The 22,513-nt window shown below is 64.6% G+C and carries 27 protein-coding genes; 14 read left to right on the top strand and 13 right to left on the bottom strand.

Going from position 1 to position 22,513, the window contains the following annotated elements; translation table 11 throughout:
• Nucleotides 1-63 precede the first annotated feature (63 nt).
• The gene (locus ACYJ11_RS09835) at nt 64-855 is read left to right on the top strand and encodes an endonuclease/exonuclease/phosphatase family protein (protein WP_461647642.1); all 792 of its coding nucleotides are present in this window, start codon (nt 64-66) and stop codon (nt 853-855) included.
• 63 nt (nt 856-918) lie between these two features.
• On the opposite strand, the gene ACYJ11_RS09840 is transcribed toward ACYJ11_RS09835, so the two are convergent.
• Entirely contained in the window at nt 919-1,653 is a 735-nt protein-coding gene (locus tag ACYJ11_RS09840) for an MBL fold metallo-hydrolase (protein WP_461647643.1), read from the bottom strand.
• 226 nt (nt 1,654-1,879) lie between these two features.
• Here ACYJ11_RS09840 and ACYJ11_RS09845 point away from each other — a divergent pair, with 226 nt between their 5' ends.
• The 3 genes from ACYJ11_RS09845 (at nt 1,880) to ACYJ11_RS09855 (ending at nt 2,952) form a co-directional block, all read left to right on the top strand.
• Complete coding sequence (locus ACYJ11_RS09845; protein WP_005535914.1) at nt 1,880-2,215, top strand: DUF7113 family protein; 336 nt, start codon at nt 1,880-1,882, stop codon at nt 2,213-2,215.
• Between the two features lie 84 nt (nt 2,216-2,299).
• The gene (locus ACYJ11_RS09850; protein ID WP_188977934.1) at nt 2,300-2,650 is read left to right on the top strand and encodes a winged helix-turn-helix domain-containing protein; all 351 of its coding nucleotides are present in this window, start codon (nt 2,300-2,302) and stop codon (nt 2,648-2,650) included.
• The gene (locus ACYJ11_RS09855; RefSeq protein WP_188977936.1) at nt 2,650-2,952 is read left to right on the top strand and encodes a hypothetical protein; all 303 of its coding nucleotides are present in this window, start codon (nt 2,650-2,652) and stop codon (nt 2,950-2,952) included. The genes ACYJ11_RS09850 and ACYJ11_RS09855 overlap by 1 nt, the downstream gene beginning before the upstream one ends.
• Before the next feature lie 5 nt (nt 2,953-2,957).
• On the opposite strand, the gene ACYJ11_RS09860 is transcribed toward ACYJ11_RS09855, so the two are convergent.
• Both ACYJ11_RS09860 and ACYJ11_RS09865 read right to left on the bottom strand, forming a co-directional pair.
• Nucleotides 2,958-4,208, bottom strand: a complete 1,251-nt coding sequence (locus ACYJ11_RS09860) for a DNA double-strand break repair nuclease NurA (RefSeq protein ID WP_461647644.1) — start codon at nt 4,206-4,208, stop codon at nt 2,958-2,960.
• Nucleotides 4,209-4,343: 135 nt separating this feature from the next.
• The gene (locus tag ACYJ11_RS09865; RefSeq protein ID WP_170098404.1) at nt 4,344-4,736 is read right to left on the bottom strand and encodes a DUF7522 family protein; all 393 of its coding nucleotides are present in this window, start codon (nt 4,734-4,736) and stop codon (nt 4,344-4,346) included.
• Between the two features lie 170 nt (nt 4,737-4,906).
• On the opposite strand from ACYJ11_RS09865, the gene gpmI reads away from it, so the two are divergent.
• The gene (gene gpmI / locus ACYJ11_RS09870) at nt 4,907-6,466 is read left to right on the top strand and encodes a 2,3-bisphosphoglycerate-independent phosphoglycerate mutase (RefSeq protein WP_461647645.1); all 1,560 of its coding nucleotides are present in this window, start codon (nt 4,907-4,909) and stop codon (nt 6,464-6,466) included.
• A gap of 17 nt (nt 6,467-6,483) precedes the next feature.
• On the opposite strand, the gene ACYJ11_RS09875 is transcribed toward gpmI, so the two are convergent.
• The gene (locus tag ACYJ11_RS09875; protein ID WP_461647646.1) at nt 6,484-7,152 is read right to left on the bottom strand and encodes an RNA 2'-phosphotransferase; all 669 of its coding nucleotides are present in this window, start codon (nt 7,150-7,152) and stop codon (nt 6,484-6,486) included.
• A gap of 186 nt (nt 7,153-7,338) precedes the next feature.
• Between ACYJ11_RS09875 and ACYJ11_RS09880 the strand changes: the two genes are divergently transcribed.
• Nucleotides 7,339-8,073 (top strand): GNAT family N-acetyltransferase, encoded by a 735-nt coding sequence (locus tag ACYJ11_RS09880; protein ID WP_461647647.1) that lies wholly within the window; start codon nt 7,339-7,341, stop codon nt 8,071-8,073.
• Nucleotides 8,074-8,162: 89 nt separating this feature from the next.
• Nucleotides 8,163-8,654, top strand: a complete 492-nt coding sequence (locus tag ACYJ11_RS09885) for a pyridoxamine 5'-phosphate oxidase family protein (RefSeq protein ID WP_461647648.1) — start codon at nt 8,163-8,165, stop codon at nt 8,652-8,654.
• 6 nt (nt 8,655-8,660) lie between these two features.
• On the opposite strand, the gene nadC is transcribed toward ACYJ11_RS09885, so the two are convergent.
• The 4 genes from nadC to ACYJ11_RS09905 all read right to left on the bottom strand — a co-directional run bounded on the left by nadC (nt 8,661) and on the right by ACYJ11_RS09905 (nt 13,932).
• Nucleotides 8,661-9,482, bottom strand: a complete 822-nt coding sequence (gene nadC, locus ACYJ11_RS09890; RefSeq protein ID WP_461647649.1) for a carboxylating nicotinate-nucleotide diphosphorylase — start codon at nt 9,480-9,482, stop codon at nt 8,661-8,663.
• Nucleotides 9,482-11,005: an L-aspartate oxidase gene (locus ACYJ11_RS09895; RefSeq protein ID WP_461647650.1), complete on the bottom strand. Its 1,524-nt coding sequence runs from the start codon at nt 11,003-11,005 to the stop codon at nt 9,482-9,484. Before ACYJ11_RS09895 ends, nadC begins: the two co-directional genes overlap by 1 nt.
• A 2-nt stretch (nt 11,006-11,007) precedes the next feature.
• Nucleotides 11,008-12,135, bottom strand: coding sequence for a quinolinate synthase NadA (gene nadA / locus ACYJ11_RS09900; protein ID WP_461648431.1), 1,128 nt, complete (start codon nt 12,133-12,135; stop codon nt 11,008-11,010).
• A 300-nt stretch (nt 12,136-12,435) separates the two neighbouring features.
• Entirely contained in the window at nt 12,436-13,932 is a 1,497-nt protein-coding gene (locus ACYJ11_RS09905; protein ID WP_461647651.1) for an amidohydrolase, read from the bottom strand.
• A gap of 81 nt (nt 13,933-14,013) precedes the next feature.
• On the opposite strand from ACYJ11_RS09905, the gene hmgA reads away from it, so the two are divergent.
• Complete coding sequence (gene hmgA, locus ACYJ11_RS09910; protein ID WP_461647652.1) at nt 14,014-15,231, top strand: hydroxymethylglutaryl-CoA reductase (NADPH); 1,218 nt, start codon at nt 14,014-14,016, stop codon at nt 15,229-15,231.
• Between the two features lie 21 nt (nt 15,232-15,252).
• Here hmgA and ACYJ11_RS09915 read toward each other — a convergent pair whose 3' ends face one another.
• Both ACYJ11_RS09915 and ACYJ11_RS09920 read right to left on the bottom strand, forming a co-directional pair.
• Nucleotides 15,253-15,606 (bottom strand): hypothetical protein, encoded by a 354-nt coding sequence (locus tag ACYJ11_RS09915; protein WP_461647653.1) that lies wholly within the window; start codon nt 15,604-15,606, stop codon nt 15,253-15,255.
• Nucleotides 15,603-16,127, bottom strand: coding sequence for a DUF5817 domain-containing protein (locus ACYJ11_RS09920; protein ID WP_461647654.1), 525 nt, complete (start codon nt 16,125-16,127; stop codon nt 15,603-15,605). The genes ACYJ11_RS09915 and ACYJ11_RS09920 overlap by 4 nt, the downstream gene beginning before the upstream one ends.
• 92 nt (nt 16,128-16,219) lie before the next feature.
• Here ACYJ11_RS09920 and ACYJ11_RS09925 point away from each other — a divergent pair, with 92 nt between their 5' ends.
• Both ACYJ11_RS09925 and ACYJ11_RS09930 read left to right on the top strand, forming a co-directional pair.
• Nucleotides 16,220-16,558, top strand: coding sequence for a cupin domain-containing protein (locus ACYJ11_RS09925; protein ID WP_461647655.1), 339 nt, complete (start codon nt 16,220-16,222; stop codon nt 16,556-16,558).
• Between the two features lie 37 nt (nt 16,559-16,595).
• Nucleotides 16,596-17,459: a hypothetical protein gene (locus ACYJ11_RS09930; protein ID WP_461647656.1), complete on the top strand. Its 864-nt coding sequence runs from the start codon at nt 16,596-16,598 to the stop codon at nt 17,457-17,459.
• Here ACYJ11_RS09930 and ACYJ11_RS09935 read toward each other — a convergent pair.
• The gene (locus tag ACYJ11_RS09935) at nt 17,411-17,635 is read right to left on the bottom strand and encodes a hypothetical protein (RefSeq protein WP_461647657.1); all 225 of its coding nucleotides are present in this window, start codon (nt 17,633-17,635) and stop codon (nt 17,411-17,413) included. The genes ACYJ11_RS09930 and ACYJ11_RS09935 overlap by 49 nt on opposite strands.
• Nucleotides 17,636-17,716: 81 nt before the next feature.
• Here ACYJ11_RS09935 and ACYJ11_RS09940 point away from each other — a divergent pair, with 81 nt between their 5' ends.
• On the top strand, nt 17,717-17,944 hold the full coding sequence (locus ACYJ11_RS09940; RefSeq protein ID WP_170098389.1) for a DUF7860 family protein: 228 nt from the start codon (nt 17,717-17,719) through the stop codon (nt 17,942-17,944).
• A gap of 146 nt (nt 17,945-18,090) precedes the next feature.
• On the opposite strand, the gene icd is transcribed toward ACYJ11_RS09940, so the two are convergent.
• Nucleotides 18,091-19,353 carry an isocitrate dehydrogenase (NADP(+)) gene (gene icd, locus ACYJ11_RS09945; RefSeq protein WP_005535880.1) on the bottom strand — a complete coding sequence of 421 codons (1,263 nt, stop codon included), beginning with the start codon at nt 19,351-19,353 and terminating at the stop codon, nt 18,091-18,093.
• Between the two features lie 150 nt (nt 19,354-19,503).
• Between icd and ACYJ11_RS09950 the strand changes: the two genes are divergently transcribed.
• Both ACYJ11_RS09950 and map read left to right on the top strand, forming a co-directional pair.
• Nucleotides 19,504-20,346 carry an isoaspartyl peptidase/L-asparaginase gene (locus ACYJ11_RS09950; RefSeq protein ID WP_461648432.1) on the top strand — a complete coding sequence of 281 codons (843 nt, stop codon included), beginning with the start codon at nt 19,504-19,506 and terminating at the stop codon, nt 20,344-20,346.
• 43 nt (nt 20,347-20,389) lie between these two features.
• Nucleotides 20,390-21,286 carry a type II methionyl aminopeptidase gene (gene map / locus ACYJ11_RS09955; protein WP_005535878.1) on the top strand — a complete coding sequence of 299 codons (897 nt, stop codon included), beginning with the start codon at nt 20,390-20,392 and terminating at the stop codon, nt 21,284-21,286.
• A 211-nt stretch (nt 21,287-21,497) separates the two neighbouring features.
• Here map and ACYJ11_RS09960 read toward each other — a convergent pair whose 3' ends face one another.
• Entirely contained in the window at nt 21,498-21,695 is a 198-nt protein-coding gene (locus ACYJ11_RS09960) for a DUF7835 family putative zinc beta-ribbon protein (protein WP_170098386.1), read from the bottom strand.
• A gap of 243 nt (nt 21,696-21,938) precedes the next feature.
• On the opposite strand from ACYJ11_RS09960, the gene ACYJ11_RS09965 reads away from it, so the two are divergent.
• Nucleotides 21,939-22,475, top strand: a complete 537-nt coding sequence (locus tag ACYJ11_RS09965; RefSeq protein WP_170098385.1) for an HIT family protein — start codon at nt 21,939-21,941, stop codon at nt 22,473-22,475.
• Nucleotides 22,476-22,513 lie beyond the last annotated feature (38 nt).

The following is a 22,513-nucleotide window of genomic DNA, read 5'->3' on the forward strand; positions in this document are numbered from 1 at the left end:
TTAACACCTTTCCCCGGCGAGGTGAATGTGAAACCTTACCCGGTTGGCTGTCAACGAACGCATATGAAGCCGACGCGGGTGATGTCTTTCAATGTGCGGTACGACACCGCTGGGGATGGGGTAGACGGGTGGCCCCACAGGCGGCGGCTGGTGGCGGGGATAATTCAGTATCACAACCCTGATATCATCGGCGTTCAGGAAGCGATGGCCCACCAGCTTCGAGAGCTAGAGGTGTTGCTTGACGGCTACGAGTGGGTCGGAGACCCGCGTGACTCCGTCGACGCCGGTGGGGAGCATACGGCCATCGGTTACCGGACCGAACGCTTCGACTGCGCGGCCACGAACACGTTCTGGCTCTCCGAACAGCCCGCCGAGCCGAGCAGCGTTGGCTGGGACGCCGCCTATCCCCGTGTAGCGACCTGGGCCCGCCTTCGTGACCGCGACACCGACGATGACCTGCTGTGTCTGAACACACATCTCGATCATCAGGGTGCTGACGCACGGATTTCGGGGATCGAGCTAGTACTCGACCACCTCGATTCTGTCGCCCGGGACGCACCCGCGGTGTTGATGGGCGACTTCAACTGCGTCGTTGGCGAACCCGCCTACGAGCGCGCTGCGGGACACGAACTCCCTGACGGCCGCCGCCTCGTCGATGCCCGCGACACGGCGACCACCACACACGGCCCGACGACGAGCCGAACCGACTTCCACGACCTGCTCCCCGAGATGGGGATCGACCACGTGTTCGTCAGCGAGGACGTGGCCGTCGACACCAGAGCGGTCATCGCCGACCGCAACGACGACCACTACGGCTCCGACCACCTGCCCGTGGTGGTCGACTGTGAGCCCTGACCTGATGGTGTCTCCGTGGCATCTGACAGCGCCTTCGTCAAAGCACCTGCTAACTGATCGTGCCTATCGGTTGACCCATTCCCCGTCTTCGGGAACCCGAACGCCCTCTGTCGCTGACCGTAGCTCGTCCCGGCTGAGCAGGCAGTGGTTGATCGCCTCCATGTGAACGACGACGACCGTAGCGGCGGTCGCATCCCGGACAGCTGTGATATCCTCGACGCCCATTGTGATGGGGTCGCCCTGTTCGAACTGCGCTTCACCGCCGTTCAGCACGACTAGGTCGGGCTCGAACCGGTCGAGTGTTTCCTCGACCGGCTCGTACCAGATCGTGTCGCCTGCGACGTACACCGTTTCGTCTCCCTCGAACACGAATCCCGAAACGGGACCCATCTCCGCCGCTAACTCTCCGTGCCCGTGCCGCCCTGGCGTTCGGTGAATCGAGACTCGCCCGATAGACGCCTCGTCGTTGACGGGTCGGACATCGGTGAAATCCTCGTCAATGAACGCGTCCGCCTCCTCGGGCTGACAGAACAGCGGCGCGTCGACATCGAGTTCCGCCTTGGCCGCCGCATCCCAGTGGTCCTGGTGGCGGTGCGTGACAACCACGGCGTCGTAGGACAGGTCACCGTCGGGCATCGGGACGAGCGGGTTTCGACGGTTGTTCGGCGAATTCGGCACAGGCGGGTTCTCCCCAGGTGACGCGAACATCGGGTCCACGAGGAACGTCACGTCTCCAACGTCTACGAGGACAGTCGCGTTACGAAGTAACCGAACACTGGCACCAGTCGAGCCTGACATACGATTATTTGCGGCACCCACTGACATACGACTTGTCTCGGCACGTGCCAAATCCCGGAGCACGAGAAAGAGCGCGTTCGGATACCGCTTGGGAGGCTGCCGCCAGTCGAAGATCCCCCGTTGGGATGCGAGCGGTCCTCAGAGCGACCGGTTCACTCCGGCGGCGTCGGGGCGACCGCTTGCCCCGGGGGAGAATCTTTTGCCGCTGGGACCCCTATATCGGAGTATGTTGCTTATTCGGGGGACAGCAGGCGGAACGGCGCTGACCGGGACGCTGTACGAACCGGGCGAGGAGCCGCCCAAGTTCAACGGCGCGCCGGACGAGGGGACGCCCTACGTCTGGGTCTGTGACGCCTTCTACGAGGTCGAAAGTGGCGGCCAGGTCCAATCAATCGGCGACCGCGAGATCCGAATCGCCTTCGAATCCCCGATGCCCCGCGGTTTCGAGACGCGTGATGCGGCCATCGACGCGGCCAAAGAACACGTCCGGACGCAGTTCGCCCGGCTCGGTGTGGCCGGCGAGACAGTCGACGTGACGGTTCAGCAGGCCGAGACGGCGTAGTCGAACCAGCATGCTTTCCCGCCGTTTTCTGAGTCAGCGAACGACCGGTGAGTTATACAACGGTCTCGGGTGAAACCGCTACACGTGGCCGAGGACCCGTCCCCGACCGAGGTGTTTGCCCTCCTCGATGACGAATACGCTCGCGCGCTCCTTGCAGCCACGAGTCACAGACCGATGACAGCAACTGAACTCAGCAACGACTGCGACATGTCACTCTCGACCGTGTATCGCCGTCTCGACGCGCTTGAGGACTGCGGCCTCGTCGCTGCTCGAACGCAAATCGCGGATGACGGGCACCACGTAGACGTGTACGAGGCACAGATGGACGAACTCACCGTTTGTCTCACCGAAGGGGCCTTCGACGTGAGCCTCTCTGTCGAGTCAAAGACACACGAGTTCGCCGATGCGTTGGTAGACCTCTGGGAGGGGCTCTGATGGATTTTGCCGGCCTCTCCGCCGAAACGTGGGTTACCGTGAACACTGCGTTCCACCTCGCACAGACGGGGATCGGACTGCTCATTGCTGCATTGGCGCTCGTTGGCTACCGTCGACGGCGGACCCGCTCCATGCTCGCACTGGCTACCGGAATCAGTCTCCTCACCTTCGTCTCGTACCTCGTTACCCTTAGTGCCGTGCAGGTCCTCCCGCGAGTGGTGTTTCCCCTTCCGGGCACTATCACGGAACTCGCCGGTCTCCTCGTCCTCCTCTACGCTATCGTGCTGGCCCGTCGTGACTAACCCCCTCAGAACGATTCTTCGACGGCTCCCCACCGGATGTCGTTGTACTCCCGCTCTCGGTCAGTCTCAAACGTTCGCTCGATGCGGCGGGTAAGTTCTTCGCTGCCCTGCCGGTCGATTTTGGCGAGTTCGTCGGCCTTCCCAATAGCCAGTGGCGGCCCCTGTTCCCGGGCCACATCGTGGAGTATTTGTCGCGTGAGTTTGGCCCGTCGGTCCGGGTCTTGGGTGAACGCGTACGGGGCCTCGACGCGGAACACCAGATCCGAGCGCGGGTCGTAGAGGACGAAAAACGTCACTTCGTACGCTTCTGGGTCGAGCGACCGCTCGATGCCCAGCGCGTCGCCGTCGGCGGCCATGATGCCGTCAGTTCCCCCCCGTGAGCGGAACCAGTTCGTCGCGGTGAGACAGTCGGTCTGCAGCTCACCTTCGTCGTCGCGGCGCTCCAGAATTCGGCGGAAGAAGGCAGTGTCGTTCACCCACGGGGCGTTGGTCTTGCGCCGTAATGCACGCGTGAGTGCCTTCGTCGAGGAGTTCTTGATAAAGCCCACCATCGGGACGTCCCGCTCGACGAACCGCTCGACGAGGTCGACGTAGTTGTTCACGACCGTTTTGGGGCGGTCGTCCTCCGCGAGCAGGTCGGCCAGTTCGGTGTCGCGGTCGGCCCAGCGGAGCACGCCGGTCGGGTAGATAGGGCCGTCGAGGATGAACAGGTCCTCGACCACGTCGGCGTTGGTCAGCGCGTGCCGGCTCTCCGCGAGGTACAGCGCCAGCGCGTGGACGACTCGCTGTTCGTAGCGGTCGACCTGTGGCACGTCGAGGACGCGCCGCTTGGCGTAGCCGCGGTCCCCGCCCTGCCACTCGCCGTCGAACCCCAGGGTCGCGTCGTTCGAGTGGACGGCCATGATGATGGTCCGGCCCCGGTGGAGTTCCACGTCCGAGGGGACACTGCCCATCGCCGCCTGTGCCACGTCCAGCACCAGCCCGTTCTTGAACGTCGTCGGATTGATGGTCCCCGAGTCCAGACCGTGCTGGGTCGGAAACGGCGGGTCCGCCAGCGCGATATCCTCGATGGGGACCTTCCGGCGGCGCTGCTCGTTCAGTGGCTCCAGAATCTTCGTTCCGTCCTGCCACAGCGGGTCCAGAAAGTTGTCCCACACTTCCTCGGCAGCCGCCTCCTGGTCACTCGTCTCGACGGTCTCACGCACCTGCCCGGCGAGCTTGGCGATCCCGTCGACGTGGACCGGGTCCAGCGTCATGCCCGTGGGTTCGCCGGGACGGGCATAACCCTTTGGTCGCCCGCCGACTCGGTGCTCATACTAGCGACTGGACGTCTGTGACGAATTTCGCCACTCCCGGTAGTGAATATCTTGTAACAGTTACAGCCGACAGTATTACTCCTTGCCGGACTCTTCACGGAGGATGCGTTCGATCGCCTCGGCGATCTCTTCGTAGGACTGCATGGTCAGGCCGTCTGTGGTGATGAGCACGCCCTGTCGTTCGGTTGTCGCCCGCACGAGGTAGCCGTTGGAGAACGCACGCACGGTGAAGCGATAATCGCCCAGTTCGGACTCCTGATAGGCGTTCTTCGTCTGCTTGTACCCCTGCCACTCGTGGCCGACGAAGTCGTTGAGGTCGGCGTCCTGTTCGAGATCCTCCCGCAGGTAGAGTTGCTCGAAGTTCGCACGTGTGAAATACGTCACCGAGCGGAGCGAGTCGCCTGTCGCTGTCCGGGCTGTCGTGACGATTGCGTCGGCCAGATCGTCCGAGAGAATGTTCCGAGTCATGCCAGACCGAAGGCGGGCCACCCTCTTAATTTCAGGGTTCCAGATACCGACAACGATAGCGGGGCGGAGGCGGGGAATAGCCCCATCAGCACTGCCGAATTTCGCATTATCGACCGTCACGTTCGGTGCTGACCGACAGTGTATTACGCCGGTCGCGTGACCCACCGGGTATGGACGCCGGACTCATCATCTTGGACGGCTGGGGCCTGAATCCGGACGACGATGTTCGGGATGCCGTCGCCGCCGCCGACACGCCGAACTTCGACCGCTACCGAGACGCGGGCGCAGCGTCGACGCTTGCCACCCACGGCCGCCGGGTCGGCCTCCCGGAGGGCCAGATGGGCAACTCCGAGGTCGGCCACCTCAACATCGGGGCCGGCCGCGTCGTCAAGCAGGACTCCGCTCGCGTCAGCGACAGTATCGCTCGCTCACGTGGCGAATCACCGCCCGACGACGACGCGCAGGACTCGCCATTCTTCGAGAACGAAACGATTCTGTCGGCCTTCGAGCACGCCGAAGACCACGGCGGCCGGGTCCACTTCATGGGCCTCGTCTCCGACGGTGGCGTCCACTCGTATCAGGACCATCTCCATGCGCTCATCGAACTCGCCGGCGAGCGTGATACCGAGGCCGTCTCACACGCCTTCACCGACGGCCGTGACACTTCGCCGACCGGCGGCGAGGACTACCTCGCCGACCTCGAAGCCCACGCCGACGAGTACGGAACTGGCCATATCGCCACCGTCTGCGGGCGCTACTACGCGATGGACCGCGACCAGAACTGGGAGCGGACCCGCCGGGCCTACGACGCCATCGTTCACCGCGAGGGCGACCACCACGCCGACGACGCCGTCACGGCCGCCACCGAGTCGTACGCTCGCGACACCACTGACGAGTTCATCGAGCCGACGACCGTCGGCGACCACGCCGGCCTTGAAGACGGCGACGCGGTCATCTTCTTCAATTTCCGGTCGGACCGCGCCCGGCAACTCACCCGGATGCTTGGCGACATCCGCCCGGACGACTGGGGAGCCGACACCGAGCCGCCGGACACCCGGCTGGTGACGATGACACAGTACGACGAGACGTTCGACCTGCCGGTCGCGTTCCCGCCGAACCAGCCCGAGGACGTACTCGGCGAGGTGCTTTCCGAAGCCGGGAAGACACAGATCCGGCTGGCCGAGACGGAGAAGTACCCCCACGTCACCTACTTCCTCAACGGCGGCCGTGAGGTCGCGTTCGATGGCGAGAGCCGCGAAATCGTCGACAGCCCTGACGTGGCGACCTACGACATGCAACCGGAAATGAGCGCGCCGGAACTGGCCGACACTGCGATCGACTTCATCGAGACTGAGGACCCCGACGCGATGGTCCTGAACTTCGCCAACCCCGATATGGTCGGCCACACCGGCGACTTCGACGCGGCGGTGACCGCCGTCGAGGCCGTCGACGAGCAGCTCGGCCGGCTTATCGCGGCGATTCAGGCTGCCGGCGGGCACGCACTCATCTGTGCCGACCACGGGAACGCCGACGACATGGGGACCGTCGAGGACCCGCACACGGCCCACACGACCAACCCCGTCCCGTTCATCTACCTCTCTCCTGACGGGACCGCCGGTGGACGGACCGCCCGCGACGGCGGGACGCTGGCCGACCTCGCGCCGACGATGCTCATGCTCATGGGTATCGACCGGCCGGACGCGATGACCGGGACGCCGCTGGTCGAGTAGCGGGCGGCGCGACCACGCTAGTTTTCGAGCACGGAGAGATACTGCGGCGGCACGCGGGCAGTCGTGTACGTCTCGGTTCCGCGCTTGACGATCCGGCGGTCGTCGGCCTGCATCGCTGCGGCGTCGACGACGAACACGACCGGGTCGGCCGCGTGACGACGCCCCACCTCCCGGGCTGTCGCGACGGATTCGGAGAGGTGGACCTGCTGGCGGCCCATCGGCTTCAGCCCCGCTTCGCGTATCGAATCGGCGTTCCGCGGTGCAGTCCCGTGATATAGCGTCGCCGGCACAGGGTCGTCGGCCCCGTCGAGAGTTACGTCGATAGAGTGGCCGTAGGCTGCCCGGACACGGTCGCCAGCGGCTGCTGCGCTCGACTCGCTACTGGCTTCTGTCCGCTCGAATCGTCCTTTCGGGTCCGTGGCGATAACGCCGGCCAGTGCCTCACCATCGGCCCAGTCGTACTGTCGCTTGACTGCACTGCGGAGGGAATCGAAGTCCGTCCGCCCCGCTTCGTCTACCTCGATGCCTGCGTCCTCGGGGAAATGTCTGAGTGCACCCGAGACGAACTTCGAGAGCTGTCGTCGCCGTGTGCCGTCCAGAATCTGGGCTCCTGCTCCGTCACAGACCGGACACATCTCGCCCTCGAAGAAGCCGTCCTCGGGACAATGACGGACCGCGTCTGGCATGGTCGGGAATGAGCCACGACCGTACAAAAGCCTCATGCGGAGAGGTTTGCTGCCCGCGGCAGCAACGCCTGTTCCAGCCGCTCTCACCGGCAACCACGGCAGAGACGCTACCAAGATGGCTTGCCATTGCAGGTGACGGTGCCGGGTAGCTTCAAGTGGATACAGTCGTCAGTGAGCCATATCGAAATGCCGTCCCCAACAGACCTCGAATTCGGTGGTGAGCGGTCTGATGTGTATCGGTTCGTGGAACGGAACGGTCCGGTCGCGCCCGCCGAGGTGGCCGAAGCCATCAGCGTCGACCCCGAGCGGTTCCAGCACCACGTCTCCATTCTCAAACGGGACGACCTCCTCGAGGCCACCGAAGACGGGAAGCTCACCGTGGCGCTTCATGACGGTGAGACGGCTGAACACTACGAAGCCGGCGTCAGCTACGAGATACGCCCGTCCCGGCCGTCGGATCTCTCCGGCGTCGTCGGTACGATACGCGACGTGACCAGCGAAGCGCCGTATATCATCGCGGCCGGCGTCGCGGAGCAACTGGCCTACGAGGATACGCTCGTCCGCTGGGGACCGAACCGCTGTCGCGTCGTGTTCGTCGCCACCGTCGACGACGATGTCGTCGGTTGGGTCCACGTGGCCATGTCAGAGGTGGACGAACTCGCGTCGACAGCCGAACTCACGCTCGGCGTGATGGAGACGTACCGCCGCCACGGAATCGGCAGTCACCTGCTGCATCGCGGAGTCGAATGGGCCGCCAGCCGTGGCTGTCGGAAGGTGTACAACAGCCTGCCGGCCACGAACGAGCGGGCCGTCGACTTCCTGCAGGAGGCCGGCTGGACGGTCGAGGCTGTCCGCGATGGCCACTACGAGATCGGCGGTGAGCTGGTCGACGAGGTGATGCTCGCTCGCCGACTGGACTGAGACAACTCCTAGCAAGCATCACGATCTACCACACGGAGTCCGTTGACAGCGCCCTGTGGGTTTATGATTATTTGCCGACAATTGAGGGCATGACAGTTGCCGAACTGGAAGACTTCGGGATGCTCCAGATGGACAGCGAGGACATCGAAAAGACCCTCGAACGGAAAAGCGTCGGCGTACTCGGCGTCCCGACCGACTCCGCGCCGCTACTGCGCCCGCTCAGTTTCTGGTACGACGGCGACTCCGCGCTCTACTTCGTCTACGTTCTCGGTAGCGACAGCCGAAAGGTAACAGCAAGCGATAGCGCAGACGTTGCCCGGTTTCTCGTTTACGACATCGAAACGACATTCAACTGGCGCAGCGTCCTGCTGACGGGGACAATGGAGCGAGTCCCCGACAACGAACGTAGGGCAATCGAAGAGGAAATCGACACTTCCTGGAAGCCAGACGTGTTCGAACGCGCGGCCGAGACGGAGGCCACAGCGCTGTACCGGTTCCGAATCGACGACCGCGCCGGTATCAAGCAACTCGAACTCCCACCCGAACTCAGAACCGAATCCTCGTCGAGTCGGCCGGACTGACTGTGCTCAGCCCGTTCGGAAGGAGAAATCGAGCGTCGGCGCGGAGTGGGTCAGCGACCCCATCGAAATGATGTCCACGCCCGTTTCGGCGTACGCCGGCACGTCCTCGACCGTGATGCCGCCGCTGGCTTCAGTGAGGGTGTCGGCGTCGGCCGCCGCCACGAGGTCGACAGCCCGCTCGGTCTCGCCGGGGGACATGTTGTCCAGCAGGACGATGTCCGCACCGGCCTCGGCGGCCCGTGGAGCGTCTTCCGGGGCCTCGACCTCTACGTCGAGTTTCGTGGCGAAGGAAACTCGCTCGCGGAAGTGTTCGACGGCGTCGACCAGTCCCATTTCGGCGATGTGGTTGTCCTTGACCATCACCATGTGTGAGAGGTCGAGCCGGTGGGTGTCGCCGCCGCCAGCCGCCACCGCTCGCTTTTCGATGCCGCGCAGGCCAGGGGTCGTCTTTCGCGTGCCGGCGATACGGGGTGTGGAATCTGCCGTGGAGGATTCCGCCGCGTCGACGGCGGCACGGGTCTTCGTCGCCACGCCTGCAGCGTGACCTGTGATGTTTACGGCGACGCGCTCGCCGCGGAGCACCGACTGCGCGGGGCCGTCGACGCGAAGCACTACGTCGCCAGCGTCGATGGCGGACCCGGAGTCGACCGGTGTCTCAACCGCACAGTCCAGATACTCGAACACCGCGGTGGCGGCGTCGAGGCCCGCCACCACGCCGGACTCTTTCGCCACCAGTCGGCCCTCAGTCGTCCCGGGAACATCGTTGGTCACGTCGTGGTGGCCCACGTCCTCGCGGAGCCACCGCTCAATGTCGCTGTCGGTGAGCATCAGTCGGCCGTGGACTCCGGCGGGTCTTCGCTCGCGTCCACGAGATTGTGCGTGCCGACGCTCTCCTCGTTTTCGGCGGCGTGGCGAGCGATCAACAGGGCGGTGACGCTCGCGTGCCGGAGTTCGTACAGCGACCGGCTGGTTCGGGTGCGGACGTAGGCGTCCACTTCGCCCTTGAGTCGGCGGAGGACAGCCATCGCTCGCTGGAGGTCTGCGGGGTCGCGCTCGACGCCGACGTTCTCGTCCATCACGCGGGTCAGCCGCTGGAACTTGTCGCGGGCGAACCGCTCGGGCAGGTCCGGGTCGCGTTCGAGTAGCTCCGGCGCTTCGATTGGCTCCGGTTCGGCCCCGGCGGCGTCTTCGCCGGCCCGCAGGCCCCAGACGAGTCCCTCAAGCAGGGACGTGCTGGCGAGGCGGTTCGCGCCGTGGACGCCGGTCCGGGAGCATTCGCCGACGGCGTAGAGTCGATCCAGCGTCGTCCGACCGCGGTCGTCGACGCTGATGCCGCCACAGAGGAAGTGCTCGGCGGGCGCGACCGGGATGCCGTCTGCCCACTCGACACCGTGTTCCGCACAGCGCTCGGCGAGGTTCGGGAACTCGTCGGCGAAATCGAGCGGGGAGACATCCAGTGTTACTTCGCCTGTTGCCTCGCGCTCGGCCTTGACGGCGCGGGCGACCACGTCGCGGGGCGCGAGTTCGGCGTCGGCGTGGTAGCCGGGCATGAACCGCTCGCCGTCCCCATTTCGCAGGAGGCCGCCCTCGCCGCGGACGGCCTCGCTGACGAGGAATGCAACGTCAGCGTCGCCATTCTCCTCCAGTACGCACGCGGTCGGGTGGAACTGGACGTACTCCATGTCCGCGACCTTGGCTCCGGCGAGTGCGGCCATGCCGATGCCGTCCCCGGTCGTGTTGTCGGGGTTCGTCGTCCGCGGGTAGAGGTCGCCGATACCGCCCGTCGCCAGCACGACGCTGCCGGCGAAGTACGGGTCGACCTCGCCGTCGGATTCGAGCATTGCGCCGTGGACCCGGCCCTCGTGACGGATGAGTTCGAGCGCGGCGGTGTCGTCCAGAATCTCCACGCCGTCGTGGTCGTCGACGTAGTTCAGGAACGGGACGTGGATGTGTTTGCCCGTCGAGGCGTCGACGTGGAGGATGCGGTCCTCGCTGTGGGCGGCCTCGCGGGTAAAGTCGTGACCCAAGCCGTTCTGGTCGAAGCCAACGTCAAGGGTCTCTAGCAGCACGTCCTCGACGGCTTCGTTGGCGCTCTCGACCAGCACGTCGACGGCGTCGGGGTCGGCGGTGCCGTCCGATGCGGCCATGATGTCTTCTTTGAACTCTTCGGGCGTATCTCGGGAGATGGCGATGCCGCCCTGCGCCCACCACGAAGAGGAGCCTTCGGGGCGGGTCGCCTTCGTGGCGAGCGTCACATCGTCGCCTTCGCGGGCCGCGGACAGCGCCGCCGCCAGCCCGGCGATGCCGGAACCGATGACTAGCACGTCCGTCGTAATCGGGTCATCTGTCATGGTTAGATCTCCAGCATTCGGTCCATCGCGACCTGTGCCAGTTCCTTCTCCTCGGGCGCGACTTCGATGACGTTGCGCTCGCGGCCCTCGACCAGTTCCTCCAGCACCCACGCGAGGTAGTTCGGGTCGATCTGGCGCATGGCGTTGCAGTCCATGCAGGCGTCGCCACACAGCGGGACGACGTTCACGTCGGGATGCCACCGCTGGAGGTGGTGGGTGAGGTGTATCTCGGTGCCGATTGCCCACGTTTCGCCGGGGTCGGCCTCGGCGACGGACTCACAGATCGTCGACGTCGAGCCGGCTACGTCAGCGGCCTCGACGACCTCTCGTCGGCACTCGGGGTGGACGATGACGTTTGCGTCGGGGTAGTCCTCGCGGATGGACTCGATGTGGTGCTCGCGGAAGCGCTCGTGAACCTGGCAGTACCCCTCCCAGAGGATGACGTCGTTTTCGACGGCGTCAGCGGCATCGGTACCCTCGGCGTCCCACGGGTCCCACTCGACGGTCTCGTCGGCCATGTCGAGCCGGTGGGCCGTGTTCTCCCCGAGGTGCTTGTCGGGCAGGAACAGCACCTTGTCACCCTTCTTGAAAGCGTACTCAAAGGCCTTGTGCGCATTCGAGGACGTACAGACCAGACCGCCCTGCTCGGCACAGAATGCCTTCAGGTCGGCGTAGCTGTTCATGTACGTGATGGGAATGATTTCCTCGTCGTCGTCGAGCGCTGCGGTCAGTTCCGCCCACGCGGCGTCGACCTGTAGCGCCTCGGCCATCCCGGCCATCGGGCAGGACGCCTCCATCGACGGGAGAATCACGGACTGGTCGTCGTCTGTGATAATGTCCGCGGATTCGGCCATGAACGTCACGCCGCCGAAGATTACGTAATCGGCGTCGGACTGTGCGGCTTCCTTCGAGAGCTGATAGGAGTCGCCGATGAAGTCGGCGTGTTCGACGATTTCCTGCCGCTGGTAATTGTGGCCGAGGATGACCACGTCGTCGCCAAGCTCAGCGAGCGCGCTCTCGATGCGCTCGGTTCGCTCGTCTGCCTCAAGGTCCCGGTACGCCGGCGGGAGTTGCTCGAGGTTGTCATACTTGAAGAGGCTCAGATCCGTCTCGAACGCGGCGGTTTCCATTTCGGGCACGTTGTATCCACCTGTGGGTACTCACACTTCGGAACTACTTCGTGAAAAGATTTTATCTTCAAAGAAGTGAGTTGGTGGTGAGGAAACTTGTATACGTGATATTGGTGGCTACCCGAGTTCCGTTGGTAAAATTGGTAGCAACTATACTTCTGTTTACGAGGTTGATGGTGCATCAGATTTTATGTCCGGCCTTGGCGATTAATCTGATTCCATATTCCGTATTGTTGAATCACGTTATTTGTTATCGAATGACAGAAATGTGGGCCGATTCGATACCGCTGTCTGTTCGATTCAGTCGCTGGCGTCGAACACTACGTCGCCGTCGCTAACGGTCAACGCGACTGCGATGTCCGAAATTTCATCATCAGGCACCGCCCACGGGGAGGTGGATAGCACGGTGAAATCCGCAACCCTCCCCGGCGCGACCGTGCCCATCCGGTCCTCGTCGAAGCCCGCATACGCAGCACCGCTGGTGTACGCCCGGAGCGCCTCGTCGACTGTCAGGCGCTGGCTCGGTTCCGGTGCGGTGACAGCCTGCTGGATGCCATACAGCGGTGAGAGCGGCATACAGTCGCTCCCGAAGGCCAGTTGTGCGCCGGCATCTACGAGGTCCCGGAAGCGGTTCGTCAGCTCGCGACGCTCGCCGAGGCGCTCGTCGTACAGGCCCCCCGGCGCTGCCCAGCGGTGGAAGTTCGGCTGGGCCGAAACGACCAGTGGCGACGCTGCCAGTCGCTCCACCAGGTCACCGGTGAGGACCTCGGCGTGTTCGACACGGTGGCGCTCGTCCGCGGCGTCGACGGACTCGATAGCCGAGAGCAGCGCGTCGATAGCCGCATCGCCGATGGCGTGGGCGGCGAACTGGAGGCCCGCGTCGTCGACCGCCGACACGAGTTCCCGAAGTGCGTCGGGGTCCGTCCGCCACTCGCCGACGCTGTCGCTGTCGGCGTATGGGTCCCGGAGCCGCGCGGTTCCGGCCCCGAGCGACCCGTCGGTGTACGCCTTGATCGCGCCCGTCCGGACGCGGTCGCTCCCGTGGTTCGTCACCAGACCGAGTTCACTGATTGCATCGAGGTGGTCCGCCCAGTAGTTGAGGCGGACTCGCAGGGAAAGGGTGTTCTCGGTGTCTAAATCGCGGTACACTCGTGGGGCATGCGACTGCCGCACCATGTCGTGGACGGCGGTGATCCCCTTCGAGAGCGCCACTTCCTGTGCGGCCAGCAGGTACTCCCGAGTCTGTGTGTAGTCGGGCGCGATGGCGTCGAAGACGGCCTCAGCGGCTTCCTCGACGAGAACGCCGGTCGGCGCGCCGTCTTCGGTCCGAACGCCGTCGTCGGGTAGATCCAGCACGTCCAGCGCGGTGTGGTTCACCGATACCGTGTGGATGTCCTCCCGCGCGGCCGCGACCGGACGTTCAGTGCTTACCCGGTCCAGTGTCGCCGCCTGCAGCAGGTCGCCGTCCCAGTCACTCTCGTCGTAGCCGAAGCCGAGTATCCAGCCCTCGCCGTCGTCGGCCGCCAGCAGCCGGTCGATGCAGTCGTCTGGGCCGTCTGCCCCGGCAAGGTCCGCCTCGACCGCACGCCGGCCGACAATGTCCAGATGCGTGTGGGCGTCGATGAAGCCGGGCAACAGAACGCCACCGCGACAGTCGACGATCTCGGCACTCGCCGTCGAGAGTTCGGCCGGGTCTCCGACAGCGGTAACTGTGCCGTCCGTTACTGCGACCGCGGACGCCGGGTCGTCGCCGGTCAGTGGTCGCACCTCACAGTTCGTGAATACGCGGTCGACCATACAGACGCCGGGCGCGGCGACTGCAAAACTCTTGGCCCGCCAAGAGCAACTGTTAGGAGTCCCGAAGCCACACCGGTCAGTATGACCGACTCCGACGTCGTCGCGCTCGCAGAGCGCGTTCGTGACGGTGAGTTGCGGCTCTACGAACTGGAAGACCACGCTGACCCCGACACTGCGGCGGCGGCTCGCAGACACCTGCTGGCCGAGGAGACCGACACGGACCTCTCTGCTGTCGGCGACTACACCTTCGACGCCGCCGACGCCGAGAGCAACATCGAGAACATGGTCGGTGCGGCACAGGTCCCGATGGGCGTTGTCGGCCCGTTGCCTGTCGACGGCGGGGCCGCCGAGGGTGACCACCACCTCCCGCTGGCGACCAGCGAGGGGGCGCTGCTGGCCTCGGTCAACCGCGGTGTCTCGACCATCCGCACCGCCGGCGGTGCGACCGCTCGCGTCCTCAAATCCGGGATGACCCGTGCGCCGGTGTTTCGCGTCGAGGACGTAGCCGAGGCGGGCGAGGTGTCGGCCTGGGTCCGCGAACATGTCGACGTTCTGGCCGACGCTGCCGAGTCGACGACGAGCCACGGCGAACTGCAGGACGTGACACCCTACGTCGTCGGCGACAGCGTCTTCTTGCGGTTCTCCTACGATACCAAGGACGCGATGGGGATGAACATGGCCACCATCGCGACAGAGGCGGCCTGCGATGTCGTCGAGTCCGAGACGCCGGCCGACCTCGTGGCGCTGTCGGGCAACCTCTGTTCGGACAAGAAGCCCGCCGCCATCAACGCCATCGAGGGACGGGGCCGCACCGTCGCCGCCGACGTGCTGATTCCCCACGAACAGGTCGAGGACCGACTCGATACGACCTCCGACGCCATCGTCGAGGCCAACACCCGAAAGAACCTCGTCGGCTCCGCCAAAGCCGGCGCACTGGGGTTCAACGCCCATGCCGCCAATGTCGTCGCCGCCGCGTTCCTCGCGCTCGGGCAGGATATGGCACAGGTGGTCGAGGGGAGCAATGCTATCACGACGGTCGACGCCCGCGAGGACGGCCTGTACGCCTCAGTCACCATCGCATCGCTGGAGGTCGGTACCGTCGGCGGCGGCACGGGCCTGCCAACCCAGTCCGAAGCGCTTGACGTGCTGGGGTACAGCGGCGGCGGCGACCCTGCCGGGAGCAACGCCGACGCGCTCGCCGAAGTCATCGCCGCCGGCGCGCTGGCTGGGGAACTCTCTTTGCTTGCGGCGCTGTCCTCGCGCCACCTCTCCTCGGCGCACGCCGACCTCGGGCGGTAATCCCGGCTTCGGCGCGGTGCGCTATCGCTCCCGGCTCTGGCTCACCAGAAAGCCGGCCCCCGCGACGAGCACGATGACGCCGGCGAGCAGGAGCGCTTCCCGCCCGAGCAGCGGACCCAGCACAAGCAACGCCCACGCGACGGCGAACACCCCGTGAGCGATGGCGAACAGCCGGCGGCCCCGACGAGCGAACACGACCGTCCCCAGCGTGAACCCAAGCGTGAGAACGACCGCCGAGAGCGCGACCGGGCTCACCCGTAACGAGCCGACTGCAAATGGTTCGACAACTGGCGTGAGCAAGAACAGCAGTCCAGAGAGACCGACGAGCGTCCCGACCGCGACCGGTCCAAGTTCGAAATCCAATGTCGCGGTCATAGCAGCCGGTACTGCCCCCGGCTTTCCGATGCCTCGCCGGCGCGAACCAGTTTCTGCAGTGCCTTCCGGGTGTACGACGCCGGCACGCCGCGCTCCTCGGCGTAGCTCAGGATGTCGTCTTCGGTCGGTTCGTCCAGCTCCCGCAACGCGTTCGTTACCGTTTCCTTGCGGCTCGATCCGCCCGTCGCCCCCTGTTCGGCGCGGTCGGCAGCCGCCGATACGGCGTCGGTGTCGACGCCCGAATCTTCGAGGTATGTCTCGTCGTCTACCCCCGCGTCGTCGACCTGCCGCTCCATCTCGGCGTAGGAGTCCAGCTCCGCGAAGGCGTCGCCCTCCCCCTGTCGGTTCGCCAGCATCGACGCCCGGACCTCGCGGGCGTGGGCCTCGTCGTCCGTTTCGACAAACTTCCGGCGCTTCTCGTGTTTCCGGCGCGTGCCACACCGCGGGCACTGGGTCGTCTCCGGTCGCCCCTCGGTGACCCACAGCGCGCTACAATCACTACACCCGACGACCGCGTACATGCCTTTCTGTCAGGGCCGGACAGTACTGAATCCACCGACGTCGGATGCCGGGGGACGAAGGCTTAGGTGTGGTGGACATGACATAGCTGAGCATGGAAGAGGTACCACAGGCGGCCTGTGAGACAGTCGAGGCAGTCGACGGCGTGCACCTGACACAGATGACCGTCGGAGAGCAGATGAGTGTCCAGCAGTTCCATATCGAACCCGGTGCGGCCGTCCCGGAGCACAGCCACCGCCACGAGCAGGTCGGCTACGTCGTGAAAGGGACCTTTACCTTCCACGTCAACGGCGAAGAGTACGTCATCGGCCCTGGGGACTCCTACGTGGTTCCGAGCGGGGAACCACACGAAGCGCGCAACGACGGTGAGGAGCCGGTCCGCGGTATCGACGTGTTCAGTCCACCCAGAGCAAACCCGGACTGGCAGGACTAACCACAACTGTTTGAGTCCTGCGGTTGTATGGTAACTAATGACGCGGGCAGTGGCTGCCATCGTGACGCTCGCGCTCGTACTCGCCGGGTGTTCTGGATTCGTTCAGCCGGACAGCCCCGAGACGGTCACGCCGGCAGCGGTCCCGACCGACGGGGTCGGGTATCCGCCGGGCGTGAGCGACGGCGCAGTGGTGCCGTCAACGCTGGCCAGCGCCCACGCGCGGACGCTCAAGACGACGAACTACACGCTGGTCACCCGCCAGCAGGTCACCGACAGCAACGGGACGGTACTCCGTCGGTCCAACCACACGCGCTACGTCGCGGCGAACAAGGCGACGTACGCCGGGCAGTTCCGCCAGAACGGCACCGAACTGAACACGTTCACCACCCGCATCGACTACTGGACCAACGGTTCCATCGTCGCGGCCCAGTACGACGAGCGAGCGAACGGGCGTAACCGGATCACGTGGCCGGTCCGTGACGACGGCCCGGTTTCGGATCTCTCGGAGCGCCGGACGATACGCGGTATCGGCGAAGCCGTTACTCTCTCTGTCGCCGACCGGAGTGACGGCGTTGTCGTCCTCGTTGGGACTCGTTTCACGAATCCTGACAGGCTCAATACACCGCTGTTCGTGAGCGACCCCCGAAACGTCTCCGTCCGACTCCGCGTCAGCCACGACGGCACCGTTTCGGCGTTTCGGCTGGCCTTCGACGCTGAACGAAGCGACCAGCAGGTTCGTGTCACACAAGAGATGTGGCTACGAGATATCGGATCGACGACAGTGAAACAGCCGGAGTGGGTCGCAAATACGACCCAGCGGTCGCTTCAGGAATATAGTCTGCCAGAGAACAATCAGGCGCTACCGAGCGCAGGCATGACTCGGCGTGAGGCGAGCATATAGCTGGCGTACAGGAGGACCAGACCCATGTACACCTCCCAGGCAGCGAACGCGGAGATACCGCCAGACAGGTCGGCGAGAGCGGCCTGTTCGGTGAGTGCTCCCCCGACGGTTAGTCCGGCCGCGAGCAGCGTCGAGAGCAGGAGTTCGAATAGCTCCGGAATCGATTCTGAAACCATGTGTGTACAGATATCACTACGAACGCGTTTGTAGCTCTTTCGATCCGAGAGAGCTTAGTAGCCCCACGAGAACTCACCTGTATGAGTCAAAACTTGAACGCGGACTACGCGACACTCGCAAAGCGCGGGTTCATGCTCGGGGCAGGGCTGTTCCTCCTCGGCATTGCGGGCGAAGTCGCCGGGAGCGCCGTTCTCGGGACGCTGCCTGCTTGGGGCGACACGCTGCTGGTCGACATAGAAATGCTTGGCATTCTCCTCGGACTCCTCTCGCCGCTCGTGTTCGGCGTGGTTATGCCGCTGACCGAGTAACGCTTCTCGGACCGGATACGCTCCGTAGACAAAAGAGGCCGCCGAGCGACAGTTCTGCTCTCTTGACAGACCCCGCGCCTGTCTCGTCGCTCTCGACCCGTACTATGCGATAAAAATGGAGCGTCTCTGTAGGCAGCTCGACTCGCTTATGCGAGTTTCTCTATGTTCTCGACGACCTTCTCTGCGAACTCGCTGGTGGCGAGCTTCGTGCCGCCCTCGATCTGGCGTTCGAGGTCGTAGGTGACGTTGCCCGAGGAGATGGTCTCCTCGACGGCGTCACGAACGAGCTCGCCAGCGTCCTTCCAGCCCATGTATTCGAGCATGAGGCGGCCGGAGAGGATCATCGCGGTCGGGTTGACCTTGTCCTCGCCGGCGTACTTCGGTGCGGAGCCGTGGACCGGCTCTGCGAGACAGCGGGCCGAGCCGAAGTTCGCACCGGGGGCGATGCCGAGCCCGCCGATCTGTGCGCCGGCGGCGTCGGACATGTAGTCCCCGTTGAGGTTCATCGTCGCGATGACGTCGTACTCGTCGGTCCGGGTCAGGAGCTGCTGGAGCATGTTGTCGGCGATACGGTCGTTGACAACGAGCGCGTCCTCGGGCGCTTCGCCGTCGTACTCGTCCCACAGCTCGTCCTCGGTGATGACGTGCTCGCCGTACTCCTCTTCAGCGACCTCGTAGCCCCAGTCGCGGAAGGCACCCTCGGTGAACTTCATGATGTTGCCCTTGTGGACCAGCGTGACGCTGTCGCGGTCCTCTTCGAGAGCGTAGTCGATGGCCTCGCGGACGAGGCGCTTGGTCCCGAACTCGGTGATCGGCTTGACGCCGATGCCGACCGGGCCGTCGTGGATGGTCTCGTCGAAGTTCATCTCGTCCTCGACGAACTCCTTGACCTCCTCGACTTCGTCGGTGCCGGCCTCCCACTCGATGCCGGCGTAGACGTCCTCGGTGTTCTCCCGGAAGGTGACCATGTCCATCTCCTCGGGGTCTTTGACCGGTGACGGGACGCCCTCGATGTGGTAGGTCGGGCGGACGTTCGCGTAGAGGTCGAGCGTCTTGCGGAGTGCGACGTTCAGCGAGCGGAAACCAGCGCCGACCGGTGTCGTCAGCGGGCCCTTGATAGCGACGTTGAACTCCTTGATGGCTTCGACGGTGTCGTCGGGGAGATTCTCGTCGTACTTGTCCCGGGCGGACTGGCCGGCGTAGACGCGCATCCAGGAGATGTCACGACCGGTGGCGTTTGCGGCGGCTTCGAGCACCTTCTGTGCGGCCGGTCCGACGTCCGTTCCGATACCGTCCCCGTGGATGATGGGGATGATCGGGTTCTCCGGAACGTCGAGTTCGTCGTCCTCCGTGACCTGAATCTGCTGTCCCTCGTCGGGAACCTCCACTTTGTCGTAATCGTAGCCCATATTCCGCCAATTGATAGTCGCCCCTAAAGGCGTGCCGCTTTGCCTCAGACGTGGTAACACAGTGCGTAAAGAAAGGTCACGACCGCACGCCGGCACGTCACTATCGCAACTGTCGGAGGTGATATGCCTTTCGTGTGTCAACGGGGCTGTATGCAGGTCATCGTCCACGGCGGCGCGGGCAGTCCACCGGAGTCACCGGCTACTCGGCAGGAAACGCTCACAGACGCCGCTGAACTGGCAACGGCGGCGGAGGGTCCGATGGAGGCGGTGCTGGCCGCGCTTCGCCCCCTCGAATCTGACCCGGCGTTCAACGCTGGCGTCGGTGGCGCTGTCCAGAGCGACGGCGAAGTCCGCACTGACGCCGGAGTGATGACCCATGATGGCCAGACCGGCGCGGCGTGTGCAATGTCTGGCGTTGTACACGCTGCGGACGTAGCCTATACTGTGGCAACTGAGACGCCACACGTCCTCCTTGCCGGCGACGAGGCCGTGGCGTTCGCGGCGGGTTCCGGCGTCGAAACCGGTCGCGACCTTACGACTGCAGAGACCCGACAGCGATACGAGGCCGCTGACCCACCCGACGGAGGCCCTGCTGACCATCTCGACTGGGTCCGTGAGCATTTCAGCGGTACTGACACCGTCGGCGCGGTTGCGACCGACGGGGACCGGCTCGCCGCGGCGACTTCGACCGCCGGGCGCTGGTACGCGCTGGCTGGTCGGATCGGGGACGTACCCCAGATCGGTGCTGGCTTCTACGCGGACGACCGCGGCGGCGCGAGCGCGACCGGTGAAGGGGAAGCCATTGCCCGGTTCGGGCTGGCTCGTCGCGCCGTCGAACTCCTAGACACGTACGGCCCGAAACAGGCCGCCGAAGAAGCGATCGCCGAGTTCGAGGACGCGACTGGCGGGCGTGCCGGCGTAATCGTTCTCGACCATGCCGGCCACACCGGAGCCGAACGGAACACCGCCGCGATGCAGACCGCGACGAGATAGCCAGAGGGAAACCCCTTTGCCCGCCACCGACTAACCGGCGTGCATGACTGACGTGGACTTCGATTCCGAGGAGTACGAGAAATGCCGCGAAGCGGGCGAGATTCTGGCACAGGTGCGCGACGAGGCGGCCGAACGCGTCGAGGTGGGCGTCTCCCACCTCGAAGTTGCCCAGTGGGCAGAGGACAAGATCCGGGAGCTGGGCGGGAAGCCGGCGTTCCCGGTGAACATCTCCATCGACGAGGAGGCAGCCCACGCTACGCCCGAGCGCGACGACGACGCCACGTTCGGCGAGGAGATGGTCAACCTCGACATCGGTGTCCACGTCGATGGGTGGCTCGCTGATACCGCCGTAACCGTCGACCTCTCCGGGCAGGACGAACTCGCTGAAGCGCCTGCGGAGGCCCTAGACGCCGCGCTGGACGTCGCCGGCCCGGGTGTCGACGTGGGCCAGATCGGCGCAGCCGTCGAGGAGGTCATCGAAGGGTACGGCTACAACCCCGTCGTGAACCTCACCGGCCACGGACTCGGCCACTGGGAGCAACACACGTCGCCGAATATCCCGAACCGCGAAGTGGCACAGGGCGCGACGCTCGACGTGGGCGACGTGGTCGCTATCGAGCCGTTCGCCACCGACGGCCGTGGCAAGGTACAGGAAGGAGCTGACGAGGAGATTTTCGCCCTCGAACGGGAAGGGTCGGTACGGAACCGGCAGGCCCGGCAGGTCCTCGAACAGATCACCGAGGAGTACCGCACGCTACCGTTTGCCGCACGCTGGCTCGACTCGCCGCGAGCGGAGATGGCACTTCGCCGCCTGAAACAGCAGGACATCGTCCACGGCTACCCAGTGCTCAAAGAGCAGGACGGCGCGTACGTCAGCCAGAAGGAACACACCGTCATCATCACCGAGGACGGCTGTGAAGTGACGACGCGTTCGCGGTAGCGCGATACCGGTTTCGAACCCGTCGGGTGGTCTCGGACTACTGTTTTCGAGTAGCAACGCTATCGCTCGGAAGGCGTGTGAAAGGGTGGGGTGTGTGGCCACACAGTCAGAGACCGTGTGGCGTATTGAAACGGGTGGGTGGGGGGTGTGTAGCCACGCAGTCAGAGACCGCGTGGCGTACGGAAAGGGTGGGGTGGGGTGTGTGGGATGGTTAGGCGTTGTTCATCCGCGTCGACGTGGTTGTCCCACAGAGTTGACACTCGCTAACCCGATACGGCTCTCGGGAAAACGCCGCGTTTTCGCGTTTATCGGACTCTGTCTGTATCTGGACACGCACGGCGTGCGGTGTCTCACGGTCACACGTCGAACAGTGTTCGGCCATGTCAACGCCGTCGTTTATCGCTGCCATCCCGTCTGATACAAACCCGGTAGAGAGTATAAAAACCACCTTCAGTTCTGGTCCGTTCAGCACTGTTTATCGCAAGACAGCGACCGATTTTAGTCGATTACAACCGTAGGTTCGGCGAGAATGTTTAAAAAGCCTTCTGAGGCCACAGGACCCGGTCAGATTGCGTGAACGGCCAATGCTTTTATATACCACTTTCCCGGCATCAGTCACGTTGTTTTTGCTGATGGGTCGACAACTGGCGGTATGGACAAGGTGTTTGCGCCGTGGCGCATCGAGTGGGTCGAACGCGAGGAGGCGAACCCAGATGTCGATTGCGTGTTCTGTGCGTTTCAGGCACAGGACGATGACCGGACGAACAATCTCGTGGCGCGAAGCGACCACGCCTTTGTCCTCCTGAACAACTATCCGTACAATCCCGGACACGTGATGGTCATTCCCCATACCCACACTGGCGAGTACGGCAACCTCGACGACGAAACCTTGCTTGACCACGCCCGACTGAAGCAGCGGACGTTTGACGCTCTCGAAACTGCGCTCTCCCCAGACGCGTTCAACGCCGGGCTGAATCTCGGCGGCTCCGCGGCCGGCGGTTCCATCGATGACCACCTCCACACCCACGTCGTGCCGCGGTGGAACGGCGACACCAACTTCATGCCGGTCATCAGTGATACGAAAGTCATCGTCGAGGCCGTCGAAGAGACGTACGACCGGCTCTACGCTGCGTTCGCGTCACAGGACGGGACGACCGCTCCTGCGGATGGGGCTGTCCGAGTCGAGTAGACCGGCTATCCTAGCATCCAGCTAAGCTACGGTCTTCG

It is taken from the genome of Haloarcula sp. H-GB5 (assembly GCF_054850705.1).